The sequence below is a fragment of the Flavobacterium sp. DSP2-3-1 genome, from assembly GCF_049896865.1.
Classification (GTDB): domain Bacteria; phylum Bacteroidota; class Bacteroidia; order Flavobacteriales; family Flavobacteriaceae; genus Flavobacterium.
Window position 1 is genome coordinate 233,496 of sequence record NZ_JAFCVD010000001.1, and the last position, 12,861, is coordinate 246,356.

Genomic DNA, 12,861 nt, shown 5'->3' on the forward strand with positions numbered 1-12,861 from the left:
TTTTTAGGGGTTAATTATTGGGAGTGAGACAATAAAAGTAGTTCCTTTTCCAAATTCAGTTTCAAAGGTAATCGTTCCTTTATAATTTTCTATAATGTTTTTTATAATTCCAAGACCAAGACCCATACCGCTGCTTTTGGTGGTGAATTTTGGTTCAAATATACGGCTGATGTCTTTAGGTTGAATGCCGATTCCGTTGTCAGAAACCGTAATTAACACGTTGTTTGCTTCTTTTCTGATGCGTACCACAACCGATTTAATTTCCTGTTGTTCCGGTATCGATTGAATGGCATTTTTCGCTAAATTCGTGATAATTCGGATGAGTTGCGTTCGGTCAATTTTCGAAATAATTTCGGGCGAATCACTTTGGAATTCAATATATTCTTCATTGAAAATATCCATCGCTAGCTCTACTACTTCCACCACGTTTAGAGTTTCGTTTTGCTGTGCCGGCATCGATGCAAAATTCGAAAAAGCCGAAGCTACCGCACTCATGGTATCAATTTGTTGAATTAAAGTTTCTGAGTAGTCGTTCATTCTCTGCTTTACATTGGGGTCAGTCGGGTCAAATTTCCGCTGAAAACTCTGCACCGTTAATCGCATTGGCGTAAGCGGATTCTTAATTTCATGCGCCACTTGTTTGGCCATTTCGCGCCACGCTTCTTCACGCTCGCTTTGCGCGAGTTTTATGGCGCTTTTCTCTAGTTCATCCACCATCCCGTTGTACGCTTTTATCAGTAAGTTAATTTCCTTGCTGTTGGCCTCCAGAACAATTTTTTCGTTTTTTTGATTTAAACTCGTTTCGCTTAACTTATCCGAAATTGTTTTTAATGATTTTGTGATATAGGACGATAGAAAATAAGCGAAGGCGAAAGCGATAATAAGCATGAAAGCGTAAACCTGCCCCAGACGAATTAGAAAACTTTTCAATTCATTTTCATAGTAGCCGTCATCTTCTACATAAGGTAAATTTAAGATCCCCAGTGGTTTGAATTTGTCGTCTTTAATTTGGCTGAAAGCAGAACGATTTTTTTTGCCATCAATAGTTTTAATGTCCACGTATCTTTTTTCAATCGAAGAACGAACCAGTTTTAAAATGTATTTGGGAATTGGCGGAGCCACCTTATCAACCGAAAATGATTCTTTTGAGGATTTCAGTAATTTTCCTTCCAGACTGTAAATGTTGATTTCAATATTGTGAATGTGGGCTAATTCGTGAATTTTATCTTTGAAAATTAAGTCTAAATTCCCGGAAGTCATTGGATAAGTGGTTGTGGAAAGTATGAAATTGATGTGCTGCTTTACTGCGTTTTCATTGCGTTCCAGTCGCTCTTGGTGGTATTCTTTGGCTTCGTTTTTAAATTGGATAATAGATATGGAAGCCAATATCACAGAAGCCATTAATATCAATACAATCATCGAAAGGAAAATCCTGATTCGTAATGAAAGCATTGCTATTTTAAAACTTTTGAACATAATTAAGATTGATTTCTTTCTCTAATTTTTTTGTAAAATTTAAAGCCCAGCATTATTAAAATGGAAAATAAGAAAATCCCAATCACACCATAAAGCCAGTTGACGGCATTTTTTAAAACCACTAAAAAAACCACCGCAAAAAGGATTATCGTGGCTCCTTCATTCCACAATCGCATAAAAGTTGTGGTATATTTAACCTCGTCATTTTGCAATTGATTGAATATTTGTTGGCATTTTGCATGGTACAAATACAGCGCAAATACGAAACCAAGTTTTACGTGCATCCAAGGCATTTTTAACCACGCTTGACCTAAATCCGTAAAAAACAACATCCAAAAAGCAAAAATACTAGCCAAAACTGCTGACGGCCAAGTGATAATATACCACAAACGGTAGGTCATTATTTTGTACTGTTTTTGTAAAATTTCTTTCTCTGGTGAAGGTTTTTGTGCGGCTTCAATTTGGTAAACGAACAAGCGGACGATATAAAATAATCCTGCAAACCATGTAATTACAAAGATAAGGTGTAAGGATTTAAGGTAATTATAGTATTCCATCGTTAGTTTGAATCAGTTTTGTATTTATTTCTTTATTTAAAAAATATCCAGTCAGTATTGTTGATAAGATATCCGCAATTGGGAATGCAATCCACACGCCAAAAATACCTAAAAAATTTGGTAGAATCAGCACTAACGGAATTAGGAAAAATCCTTGCTTACTTAAGGTCAAAAGCAATGCTTTTTTTGCCTTTCCCGCCGCTTGAAAATAAGCCGCGCCAATGAGTTGAACGGCAATAATTGGCGAAGCCGCAAAAACCCAGCGCAACGCTTCCGGAGTTTGGTCAATCACGAGTGGATCTGTAGTAAAAACAGCAACGATAGGTTTGGCAAAAATTAGAATAACCACAAAAATCAATGTGGCTAAAAAAGCGGCGTATTTAATCGAAAGCTGCACAATTTCTTTCACTCTTTCATAATTTCCGGCACCGTAATTAAAACCTGCAATTGGCAGAAATCCTTGCGTAATTCCCAGAATTGGAAATAAAGCAAACATCAACATTCGGCTTATAATTCCATAAATGGCAACGGAATGTTCGCCGCCATACGTGTATAAAGTGTGATTTAGGATTATCGCCAAAATACTAACCACTCCTTGTCTTGAAAATGTCACAAAACTCAATTCTGTTATTTCCTTTACAATAGGAATATTGAATTTGAAATGTCTGGCTTTTAGGTTTAGTTCACTTTTAAAATAAAAAAACCAAAATACAAATAAGAAGCACGTGAAATAGGATATGGCTGTCGCCAAAGCAGCGCCAAACATTCCTAAATGAAGGTATTTTATAAAAATAATATCTAATATAATATTTATGAAAGCGGGAATAATCATCGCCACCATCGCAAATTTAGCCTTACCTTCGGCCCGAATCACGTTGTTCCCCATCATGCAAAGTGCCAAAAACGGAACGCTTATTATTATGGGAATAAAAAATTCTTTTGCGGGTTCCATTATGGCGCCTTTTGCGCCAAAAAGCATCAGCATTTCGGCGCTGAAAAAAAGACCGAATAGCACAAATACAGACGCCAATAAAAAAGTCATCATGATTTGATTGCCAAAGGTATGCAATGCTTTTTCTTTGTGATTTGCTCCCAATGCTCTCGAGAGTACAGAACCTCCGCCCACACCAATCGCCATTCCTAAAGAAGAAATCAAAAAGGTGATAGGCAAAACTACGGTTACCGCCGCAATGGCCAAAGAACCAATCCATTGTCCGACAAATATGGTGTCAATTAAAATATTAACCGACATGAATAAAATCCCAATAGAAGACGGAACTGCTTGTTTTATTAAGAGTTTTTTGATGTCCTGAGTTCCTAACTCATCGGCGGTAACAGCCATTTAAGCGTTTATTTTTTCGGAGTCAACTTTAATGGATGAAGAGGCGTGCGACCAATTCGTAATCCAATTACTTACTGTTTTACACCAAGCGTCACTGTCGTTCAAACACGGAATTGCTAAAAATTCTTCACCCCCATGAACTTTAAATTCATGCTTGGCTTCCATTGCAATTTCTTCCAAAGTCTCTAAACAATCAGATACAAAAGCAGGCGTTACAACAGCAAGTTTTTTAATTCCTTTTTCAGGCATTTTGTTGACTTCAACATCCGTGTAAGGTGTCAACCACTTATCTCCCGCTAAGCGCGATTGAAAAGTCTGGCTGTATTTTCCTTCTGGAATTCCCAATAATTTTACCACTTGTTTAGTCGTTTCGTAACATTGATGACGGTAACAAAATTCATGTGCCGGTGAAGGCGTGTTGCAACAAGAGCCATCAATTTTACAATGTGATTTGGTTATATCCGTTTTACGAATGTGACGCTCTGGGATTCCGTGATAGGAGAATAATAAATGATCGTAATCGTAACCGGCTAAATGTCCTTTAATCGAATCAGCCAGGTTTTGTAAATAATCGGGTTTGTTGTAAAACGCAGGAACAATAGTGAATTTCATTTCTGGGAAATACTTTTTACGGTGTTCTTCAGCCAATTCTAAAATGGTTGTAGTAGACGCCATTGCATGTTGTGGATACAAAGGAAAAAGCAGTACTTCATTTACGCCTTTGTCGTGTAGTTCTTGTAAACCAGATAATAAAGATGGATTTCCATAACGCATCGCTAAGGAAACCGGAACATCAACTAATTTTTGAACTTTCGAGTGCATTCTCTTTGAAATCACTACAAGCGGAGAACCTTCGTCCCACCATATTTTTGCGTAAGCGGCAGCCGATTTTTTAGGTCTTGTTTGTAAAATTATTCCACGAACTAATAATGCTCGTAACAAAAACGGAACGTCAATTACGTATTTGTCCATTAAAAATTCATCTAAATATGGTTTTACATCTTTAGGAGTTGGACTTTCCGGAGAACCTAAATTAACTAATAATACACCTTTCATGTTGTCTTTTTTTGTTGGTACAAAAGTAATTAAACTTACTTTTTTATAAATTGCGATTAACTATTTTTTATTTATTGTTTAATAGAAGAAATCAATTTTTTACTACATATTTGGGTTGATTGACATCAAATATTTTTTAGGCGTAGTGGCAAATTTCTTTTTGAAGGCTGCTATAAAATGACTTCCGGTGCTGTAGCCAATTTTTAATCCTACTTCATTCACATTATAGGAGCCACTGTCGAGTAGTTTTCGAGCAAAATCCATTTTGTAGTCAAATAGAAAACCATAAACGGTATCGCCATAAATTTGTTTGAAACCCATTTTTAGTTTCTTTAAATTCAAACCTATTTCATCGGCTAATTCTTGTAATCCAGGCGGTTCGGCCATATTGGCAATTATGATCTCTTTGGCTTTTTTGATTTTTATTACATTGTCTTCATCAATCAAAAACGGACATTGTTCTGCGTTTGGATCTTCGGTTCTATTGAAATACAAACTCAATAATTCATATCCTTTTCCTTTGTAATACAAGTTTTTAATGGACGGGTGCAAATTATAATGAAACAATTGCGAAAGTACAATTGCCATCGAAGGACTTACATTTCCTTCATCGTAATATTTTTTGTCTTTGTTATCAGCACTTAGAAAGGTAATATAATCCGCTTCGGTTGAAAATAAAGCATGAAATTTTTTGATCGAAATAATTACTGATATCACCCACGAATTTGGTGCTAGTTCCAGGTTTAAAGGCAATTCTTTTTGTGGATTATATAAAAGTAATGATTTTTCTTCTTTTAATTCTAACGCATAGTTTCCTTGATTAAAAATGAATTTTGCATTTCCTTTTAATCCAAAATGAAATTGAATCAATCCGCTGCTTACTTCACGTTGGGCTTGAAAGACATCGGTGCCGTCATTCTGAAATCGAATTAATGTAAAATCATCTTCAATTTTTATTATTTCTTGAGAACTCATAGCGATGTTTTTTTAATACAAAAATGATAATTATCAGGTTGGTTTATTTAGAAACACTCTAAATAATGCGCTAAAAAAGACCTGTTTGTTGTACAAAAATAAGGGTTTTTATAATTAAATAACGATTTAAATTTAAAAAATCATGCAGCGATACAAAAAGTACTTCTAGCGTTACTTTTATAAATACTATAGTTATAATTTTGTTCCACTTTCTGGAAAAGTGCACATATGGAAAATAATAACAAATTAAAGCATCATTATTTTTACTCCGTTGGATTGAGTTATAAAAAGGCAGATGCTGAGATCAGAGGTAAATTCAGTTTAGATGCTACTGCAAAAAACCGTTTACTCGAACAAGCTAAGACTGAAGGAATAGAAAGTTTAATCGTAACTTCTACCTGCAACCGAACGGAAATTTATGGTTTTGCAGAGCATCCTTTTCAATTAATAAAACTGATTTGTGAAAACAGTCAGGGCTCTGTTGAAGAATTTCAAAAAGTAGGTTTTGTCTATAAAAATCAAGAAGCCATAAGCCACATGTTTCGTGTGGGAACGGGTTTAGATAGTCAGATACTTGGTGATTTTGAAATTATTGCCCAAATAAGGAATTCTTTTTCACAGTCAAAATCGTTGGGTTTAGCCAATGCTTTTATGGAACGATTGGTGAATGCCGTTATTCAGGCAAGTAAAAAGATAAAAACTGATACACAGATTAGCTCAGGAGCTACTTCGGTTTCTTTTGCTGCGGTTCACTATATTTTCAAGAATGTTGAAGATATTGGAAACAAAAATATACTCTTGTTTGGTACTGGCAAAATTGGCAGAAACACCTGTGAAAATTTAGTTAAACATACTAAAAACGAACACATCACGCTTATCAACAGAACCAAAGAAAAAGCGGAGAAACTAGCCGGAAAATTGAATTTAATTGTAAAAGATTATTCGGAACTGCACTTGGAACTACAAAAAGCAGACGTCGTTGTGGTAGCAACCGGAGCACAAAATCCAACGATTGACAAAGCCATTCTGAATTTAAAAAAACCATTGTTGATTTTGGATTTATCCATTCCGAAAAATGTAAAAGAAGATGTAGAAGAGATAGAGGGCGTTAAGCTAATTCACATGGATTATTTGTCACAACTGACGGATGAAACTTTAGAAAACAGGAAAAAACATATTCCCGCAGCGGAGGCAATTATTGAAGAAATAAAGGAAGAATTTATTACCTGGACCAAAGGCAGGAAATTTGCTCCTACGATTAATGCTTTAAAGGCAAAACTGAATGCGATCAAAACATCTGAATTGGATTTTCAAAGTAGGAAAATTTCCAATTTTAATGAAGAACAGGCTGAAATCATCAGTGCCAGAATTATCCAAAAAATAACAACTCACTTTGCCAATCATTTGAAAGACGACGATACCATGGTGGACGAAAGTATAGAATGGATTGAAAAAGTTTTCAAAATTGGAGCTACCGCAAGATAATGAATAAAACAATACGCATAGGAACCCGCGATAGTGAACTCGCGCTTTGGCAAGCCCATAACGTCGAAAAAAGACTGAATGATTTAGGCTATAAAACCGAAATTATAGCGGTAAAATCACAAGGAGATATCATTCTTGACAAACCACTTTACGAATTAGGAATCACTGGTATTTTTACCAAAACTCTAGATATCGCCATGATCAACGGTCAGGTTGATATTGCAGTGCATTCGATGAAAGATGTTCCTACAGCTTTACCAATAGGAATTGTTCAGGCAGCAGTTTTGGAAAGAGCTAGTACGTTGGATATTTTGGTATATAAAGGAAGCCTTGATTTTCTCAATGAACAAGGAACAATTGCCACCGGAAGTTTGCGTCGTCAGGCACAATGGCTAAGTAAATACCCGACTCATAAAGTAGTTGATTTACGCGGAAATGTCAATACTAGAATGCAGAAATTGCAGCAAAGTGATTGGAACGGAGCCATTTTTGCAGCAGCAGGATTGGAAAGAATCAATTTGAAGCCGTCGAATTACATTGATTTGGATTGGATGATTCCGGCGCCGGCTCAAGGCGCAATGCTGGTTGTTGCGATGCAAAAAGATGCATTTACCCGTGATGCTTTATCACATTTAAATCATATTGAAACCGAAATTGTAACTTACATTGAACGACAGTTTTTAAAAACCTTAGAAGGAGGCTGTACAGCTCCTATTGGGGCTTTAGCTAAATATAATGAAGAGGAGGATACCATTCATTTTCAAGGTGTTTTGTTTTCGCTTGACGGAAAAGAAAAGATTGAAATTGATAAAATTGTTCCTATCGAAGAATGGAAGAAATTAGGATTTTATTATGCTCAGGAAATTCTGAACAATGGCGGAATAAAATTGATGTCAGAAATTAAAAATAATTTGAAGAAATAATGAGCCAAACAAGCATTTTATCCACTAAAACATTGTCGGCAGAACAAAGGCAAGTATTTCTTGATGCTAATTTTGATCTTTTAGAACAAGATTTCATCGAAATAAAAAACAACCTTTTTGAATTAAATACAATCAACAACAATTTAATTTTTAGTAGCCAAAATGCTGTTTTAAGTTTGATGGAACAAAACGGTTGGGAAGTTTTAAAGACCAAACCTGTTTTTTGTGTAGGAATTAAAACCAAGGAATTACTTGAATTGCATGGCTTTACAGTTGATGTTTATTTGGATTACGCCTCTGAATTAGCCGAAATAATTACTTTAATTTACAATAAGGAAAGCTATACTTTTTTGAGCGGAAATTTGCGTAAAGAAACGTTGCCTGGAGCATTAAAAAGTGCCGGAATAACTTTTAACGAAATCGAAGTGTATCAAACAACACTTGCGCCTTTTAAAATATCAGATCAAGAAAATTTTGACGGAATTCTATTTTTTAGCCCTTCTGCCGTTGAAAGTTATTTGACAAATAATAAAATTAAGAATGAAGTTTGTTTTTGCGTAGGCACTACCACAGCATCAGCATTACAAACAACGAAAATTACAAACATAGTAATTGCCGAAACACCGACTATTGAAGAGGTGATTTTGGAAGTTATTGAATATTATACAACGGAAAGCATTTAGCGATCTGCTAAAATTTAAATACATGATTAAGAACGACCTATTTTTAAGAGCATTAAAAGGAGAAACAGTACAACGTCCGCCAGTTTGGATGATGCGTCAAGCCGGAAGATATTTGCCGGAATTCATTGCTTTACGTGATAAATATGATTTCTTCACCCGCTGTCAAACGCCAGAATTAGCTGCCGAAATTACGGTTCAGCCAATACGTAGAATTGCTCCGGATGCGGCCATTTTGTTTTCGGATATTTTGGTAATTCCACAAGCAATGGGAATTGAAGTGTTGATGAAAGAAAACTTCGGTCCGTTTTTACCAAACCCAATTCGTACGATACAGGATGTGGAGAAAGTAATCGTACCGGATGTTAATGAAACATTAGGTTATGTTTTTGATGCTATCAAATTGACCAAAGAAATGTTGAATGATGAGGTGCCGTTAATTGGTTTTGCAGGTTCTCCTTGGACAATTATGTGTTACGCCGTGGAAGGAAAAGGTTCTAAAAGTTTTGATATGGCCAAAGGATTTTGTTTCCAACATCCAGAAGCAGCGCATGTTTTATTGCAAAAAATTACCGATACCACGATTTTATATTTAAAAGAAAAAGTAAAAGCAGGAGTAAACGCTGTACAAATTTTTGACTCTTGGGGTGGAATGTTATCTCCAGTGGATTATCAGGAATTCTCTTGGAAATACATCAACCAAATTATTGAAGCCTTGGCCGATGATGCTCCTGTAATTGTTTTCGGAAAAGGATGTTGGTTTGCATTAGGCGAAATGGGAAAAAGTAGAGCTGCGGCACTTGGTGTTGACTGGACATGTTCTCCACGAAATGCACGATACTTGTCTGGAGGAAATATCACTTTACAAGGAAATTTTGATCCATCCAGATTGTTGTCACCCATTCCTGTTATCAAGAAAATGGTACACGAAATGATTGACGAATTCGGAAAAGATAAATACATCGTGAATTTAGGTCACGGAATTTTACCAAATATTCCTGTGGATCATGCCAAAGCGTTTATTGATGCGGTGAAGGAGTATAATCAGTAGTAAACAGTGTTCAGTTTGCGGTATATCCTGCAAGGTTTCCAAAACCTTGTAGGTGTTTTTTGAGTACATCAGCCTAAAAGCGATACCTAGAAGGTTTTTTTAACTTTGTAGGATTGTAAATATAAAAGCTAATATATGAAATTAGAAGTTTTAGAAAAAGAGGGTTATTATCATATTTATAATAGAGGAATTAACGGGTGTTTAATTTTTGAAAATGATGAAAATAAGATTTACTTTTTAAAGCAGTTATCGAGATATTTAGATGGTAAGATTTCAATATTTGCATACTGTTTAATGGGAAATCATTTTCATTTAGTCATTCGTTTAGAGGAAGAGGAAAAAATAGTAACACAAGCATTTTCTAATTTTTTTAACTCTTATGCTAAAGCCTTTAATAAGCAAACAGAGAGAACAGGAAGTCTTTTTGAAAAACATTTCAAAAGAATAAGATTGAATGGGGATGATTACTTGAAGCAATTGATATTATATGTGCATTTGAATCCGAAGCATCATTTAGATTTAAAATTTCAGGATTATGAGTATTCTTCGTATCAAGCTTTTATTTCAAACAAAGAAACAAAAATAGAGAAAGAAGAAGTGTTGAAGCTGTTTGGAGTTTTAGAAAATTTCATTTTTTGTCACAATCAAAAAAATGATTTTTTAACTGAAAAACACACGTTTGAGTAATATTATTACAATCATGTAAGGTTTTTTTAACCTTACAGCTAAGTTAAATTAGGAATATCATTACTAGTTATACGTACAATGTTTTGGAAACCTTGCAGGAAAGCAAGAGGTTTTAGTTTGAAATATTTAATAAGTTAGTTGCTGTAAAGCAAATTTATAATGAAACAACAATTTTACACTTACATACAAAACCTTCAAGACCAAATCTGTAAAGGATTGGAAGCGGTTGAAGGTCAAGCCAAATTCCGGGAAGACCTTTGGGAACGTCCGGAAGGCGGAGGAGGAAGAACCCGTGTAATCGAAAACGGCAAAGTTTTCGAAAAAGGCGGCGTGAATATTTCGGCAGTTCACGGGAAGTTACCGGAAGCCATGCAAAAAATGTTTAATGTGGGCGAAGCTGATTTTTTTGCCTGTGGATTGAGTTTGGTATTGCATCCAAAAAATCCAATGGTTCCTACGGTTCATGCCAATTGGCGCTATTTCGAAATGTACGATGATAACGGAAACGTGATTCAGCAATGGTTTGGTGGTGGACAGGATTTAACTCCGTATTATCTGTTTGAAGAAGATGCAATTCATTTTCATCAAACGTGTAAAATGGCCTGTGATAAACATAATCCGGAGTTTTATCCAAAATACAAAAAACAATGTGATGCCTATTTCTGGAATGCGCATAGAAATGAATCACGAGGAATCGGCGGGTTGTTTTTCGATTATTGCAAAGAAACTCCAGAAATGAGTATGCAAGATTGGTTCAATTACGTTTCAGAAGTGGGGAATAGTTTCCTTGACGCATACGTTCCAATTGTAGAAAAAAGAAAAAATTTACCTTATACTCCACAACAAAGAACTTGGCAGGAAATTCGTCGCGGCCGTTACGTAGAGTTTAATTTGGTTCATGACAAAGGCACTTTATTTGGACTAAAGACCAATGGAAGAATCGAAAGTATTCTGATGAGTTTGCCACCCAATGTGCAATGGATCTATGACCATCATCCGGAAATTGGAAGTGCAGAAGAAAAATTAGTAAAAGTATTAGAAAATCCAAAAAATTGGATTTAAATAGTTGAACCATTAAGACATTAAGGAAAATTAAGTTTAAAACCTTAATGAATCTTAATTTCTTAATGATTAAAAAAATAAATAAAAGTTTAACTTTAAACGGAAATAATATGTTCCCATTACACAGAGGCAGAAGGTTAAGAACGAACGAATCAATCAGAAGTTTAGTTCGTGAAACGACATTAAGTCCAAGTGATTTCATGTTTCCTATGTTTATCGCTGAAGGAGAAAATTACAAAGTAGAAATTGCGTCCATGCCGGGTATATTTCGTCGTTCCATCGATTTGACGGTAAAAGAAATTCATGAATTATTCTCCTTAGGCATTCGTGCGGTCAATATTTATGTAAAAGTCAGTGAAAATTTAAAAGACAATACAGGACTGGAAGCTTGGAATCCAAACGGGTTGATGCAGAATGCCATTCGTGCCATCAAAGCCGCTTGTCCGGAAATGATTGTAATGCCAGACGTGGCTTTGGACCCGTATTCTATTTATGGACATGACGGAATTATTACAAACGGTGATGTCGAAAATGATGCAACAAATGATGCTTTAGTTCAAATGGCCGTTTCTCATGCGCAAGCCGGAGCCGATTTTGTAGCGCCATCGGATATGATGGACGGACGTGTATTGCGTTTGCGCGAAGGTCTGGACTCTGCCGGTTTTCATAACGTAGGCATCATGAGTTATTCGGCTAAGTACGCGTCGGCATTTTACGGGCCGTTTCGTGATGCGTTAGACAGCGCCCCTGTTGACGCCACTGAAATCCCAAAAGACAAGAAAACATATCAAATGGATTATGCCAATCGAATCGAAGCCATTAAAGAAGCGTTGTGGGACGTGGAAGAAGGCGCCGATATGGTTATGGTAAAACCGGGAATTGCCTACTTAGATATCGTTCGCGAGGTCAAAAATGCGGTGAATGTTCCTGTGACAGTTTATCATGTTTCAGGGGAATACGCGATGATTAAAGCTGCTGCCGAAAGAGGTTGGCTAGATCACGATAAAATTATGATGGAACAATTAATGTGCATCAAACGTGCTGGAGCCAGTTTGATTTCGACTTACTTTGCCAAAGAAGCTGCTATACTTTTAAATAAATAATCATGAAATCGAAGATTCACGAATACCAGAAAATAAACATTAAAAATAGGAGTAAAAAAATTGTATTCTTATTAGCCGTTCTGAGTTTTGTTTCTTGTAAAAAAGAAGAAGTGAAAAAAGAACCTTTATACCCAACATCAACTGAGGTAGTTGCGCAAACACCAGAGGAATTAGGAGAGGAAATTTTCAAAGGAAAAGGAAATTGTGTGGCCTGTCATCAGGTTGACAAGAAAGTGATAGGGCCAAGTCTGCAGGATATTGCTAAAATTTATAAAGATAAAAACGCAAGTATCGTAACGTTTTTGAAAGGCGAAGGCGAACCTATTGTTGATCCAAGCCAATATGAAGTCATGAAAGCAAACTTCGTGATTACCAAAGCCATGTCTGATGATGAATTGAAAGCTTTAGAAGCGTATGTGTATTCAAGTTTGAAATAATACTGGCGTTTTTTAGGAGCTAATCCT

General features: G+C 35.8%; 13 protein-coding genes. 8 read left to right on the forward strand and 5 right to left on the reverse strand.

The annotated features are described in order from the left end of the window. Window positions 1-3: 3 nt before the first annotated feature. From ACP7AT_RS01125 to ACP7AT_RS01145, 5 genes are all read right to left on the reverse strand, one after another. Window positions 4-1,419, reverse strand: coding sequence for a sensor histidine kinase (locus ACP7AT_RS01125; RefSeq protein WP_426062743.1), 1,416 nt, complete (start codon window positions 1,417-1,419; stop codon window positions 4-6). Window positions 1,420-1,478: 59 nt separating this feature from the next. Continuing rightward, entirely contained in the window at window positions 1,479-2,033 is a 555-nt protein-coding gene (locus tag ACP7AT_RS01130) for a CopD family protein (protein WP_426062528.1), read from the reverse strand. Next, window positions 2,020-3,375 (reverse strand): MATE family efflux transporter, encoded by a 1,356-nt coding sequence (locus ACP7AT_RS01135; protein WP_426062529.1) that lies wholly within the window; start codon window positions 3,373-3,375, stop codon window positions 2,020-2,022. Before ACP7AT_RS01135 ends, ACP7AT_RS01130 begins: the two co-directional genes overlap by 14 nt. Beyond that, window positions 3,376-4,431, reverse strand: coding sequence for a ferrochelatase (gene hemH / locus ACP7AT_RS01140; RefSeq protein WP_426062530.1), 1,056 nt, complete (start codon window positions 4,429-4,431; stop codon window positions 3,376-3,378). Between the two features lie 102 nt (window positions 4,432-4,533). Then, the gene (locus ACP7AT_RS01145) at window positions 4,534-5,406 is read right to left on the reverse strand and encodes a helix-turn-helix domain-containing protein (protein WP_426062531.1); all 873 of its coding nucleotides are present in this window, start codon (window positions 5,404-5,406) and stop codon (window positions 4,534-4,536) included. A gap of 228 nt (window positions 5,407-5,634) precedes the next feature. On the opposite strand from ACP7AT_RS01145, the gene hemA reads away from it, so the two are divergent. The 8 genes from hemA to ACP7AT_RS01185 all read left to right on the forward strand — a co-directional run bounded on the left by hemA (window position 5,635) and on the right by ACP7AT_RS01185 (window position 12,834). Further along, window positions 5,635-6,891 (forward strand): glutamyl-tRNA reductase, encoded by a 1,257-nt coding sequence (gene hemA / locus ACP7AT_RS01150; protein ID WP_426062532.1) that lies wholly within the window; start codon window positions 5,635-5,637, stop codon window positions 6,889-6,891. Next, window positions 6,891-7,814 carry a hydroxymethylbilane synthase gene (gene hemC, locus ACP7AT_RS01155; protein WP_426062533.1) on the forward strand — a complete coding sequence of 308 codons (924 nt, stop codon included), beginning with the start codon at window positions 6,891-6,893 and terminating at the stop codon, window positions 7,812-7,814. The genes hemA and hemC overlap by 1 nt, the downstream gene beginning before the upstream one ends. After that, on the forward strand, window positions 7,814-8,497 hold the full coding sequence (locus ACP7AT_RS01160) for a uroporphyrinogen-III synthase (protein ID WP_426062534.1): 684 nt from the start codon (window positions 7,814-7,816) through the stop codon (window positions 8,495-8,497). The genes hemC and ACP7AT_RS01160 overlap by 1 nt, the downstream gene beginning before the upstream one ends. Window positions 8,498-8,519: 22 nt before the next feature. Beyond that, window positions 8,520-9,545: a uroporphyrinogen decarboxylase gene (gene hemE, locus ACP7AT_RS01165; protein ID WP_426062535.1), complete on the forward strand. Its 1,026-nt coding sequence runs from the start codon at window positions 8,520-8,522 to the stop codon at window positions 9,543-9,545. Window positions 9,546-9,680: 135 nt separating this feature from the next. Next, complete coding sequence (locus ACP7AT_RS01170) at window positions 9,681-10,232, forward strand: transposase (protein ID WP_426062536.1); 552 nt, start codon at window positions 9,681-9,683, stop codon at window positions 10,230-10,232. 159 nt (window positions 10,233-10,391) lie between these two features. Next, window positions 10,392-11,294 (forward strand): oxygen-dependent coproporphyrinogen oxidase, encoded by a 903-nt coding sequence (hemF, locus tag ACP7AT_RS01175; RefSeq protein ID WP_426062537.1) that lies wholly within the window; start codon window positions 10,392-10,394, stop codon window positions 11,292-11,294. A 110-nt stretch (window positions 11,295-11,404) separates the two neighbouring features. Then, window positions 11,405-12,397 carry a porphobilinogen synthase gene (hemB, locus tag ACP7AT_RS01180; protein ID WP_426062538.1) on the forward strand — a complete coding sequence of 331 codons (993 nt, stop codon included), beginning with the start codon at window positions 11,405-11,407 and terminating at the stop codon, window positions 12,395-12,397. A gap of 2 nt (window positions 12,398-12,399) precedes the next feature. Then, complete coding sequence (locus tag ACP7AT_RS01185; RefSeq protein WP_426062539.1) at window positions 12,400-12,834, forward strand: c-type cytochrome; 435 nt, start codon at window positions 12,400-12,402, stop codon at window positions 12,832-12,834. The last annotated feature ends 27 nt before the right edge of the window (window positions 12,835-12,861 follow it).

What these genes read in the sequence shown, in the direction of transcription:
- ACP7AT_RS01170 (WP_426062536.1), top strand. Translation starts at nt 9,681, where the DNA reads ATGAAATTAGAAGTTTTAGAAAAAGAGGGTTATTATCATATTTATAAT.
- ACP7AT_RS01130 (WP_426062528.1), bottom strand. Translation starts at nt 2,033, where the DNA reads ATGGAATACTATAATTACCTTAAATCCTTACACCTTATCTTTGTAATT.
- ACP7AT_RS01160 (WP_426062534.1), top strand. Translation starts at nt 7,814, where the DNA reads ATGAGCCAAACAAGCATTTTATCCACTAAAACATTGTCGGCAGAACAA.
- hemA (WP_426062532.1), top strand. Translation starts at nt 5,635, where the DNA reads ATGGAAAATAATAACAAATTAAAGCATCATTATTTTTACTCCGTTGGA.
- ACP7AT_RS01145 (WP_426062531.1), bottom strand. Translation starts at nt 5,406, where the DNA reads ATGAGTTCTCAAGAAATAATAAAAATTGAAGATGATTTTACATTAATT.
- ACP7AT_RS01185 (WP_426062539.1), top strand. Translation starts at nt 12,400, where the DNA reads ATGAAATCGAAGATTCACGAATACCAGAAAATAAACATTAAAAATAGG.
- hemH (WP_426062530.1), bottom strand. Translation starts at nt 4,431, where the DNA reads ATGAAAGGTGTATTATTAGTTAATTTAGGTTCTCCGGAAAGTCCAACT.
- hemF (WP_426062537.1), top strand. Translation starts at nt 10,392, where the DNA reads ATGAAACAACAATTTTACACTTACATACAAAACCTTCAAGACCAAATC.
- hemE (WP_426062535.1), top strand. Translation starts at nt 8,520, where the DNA reads ATGATTAAGAACGACCTATTTTTAAGAGCATTAAAAGGAGAAACAGTA.
- hemC (WP_426062533.1), top strand. Translation starts at nt 6,891, where the DNA reads ATGAATAAAACAATACGCATAGGAACCCGCGATAGTGAACTCGCGCTT.
- ACP7AT_RS01125 (WP_426062743.1), bottom strand. Translation starts at nt 1,419, where the DNA reads ATGATTGTATTGATATTAATGGCTTCTGTGATATTGGCTTCCATATCT.
- hemB (WP_426062538.1), top strand. Translation starts at nt 11,405, where the DNA reads ATGTTCCCATTACACAGAGGCAGAAGGTTAAGAACGAACGAATCAATC.
- ACP7AT_RS01135 (WP_426062529.1), bottom strand. Translation starts at nt 3,375, where the DNA reads ATGGCTGTTACCGCCGATGAGTTAGGAACTCAGGACATCAAAAAACTC.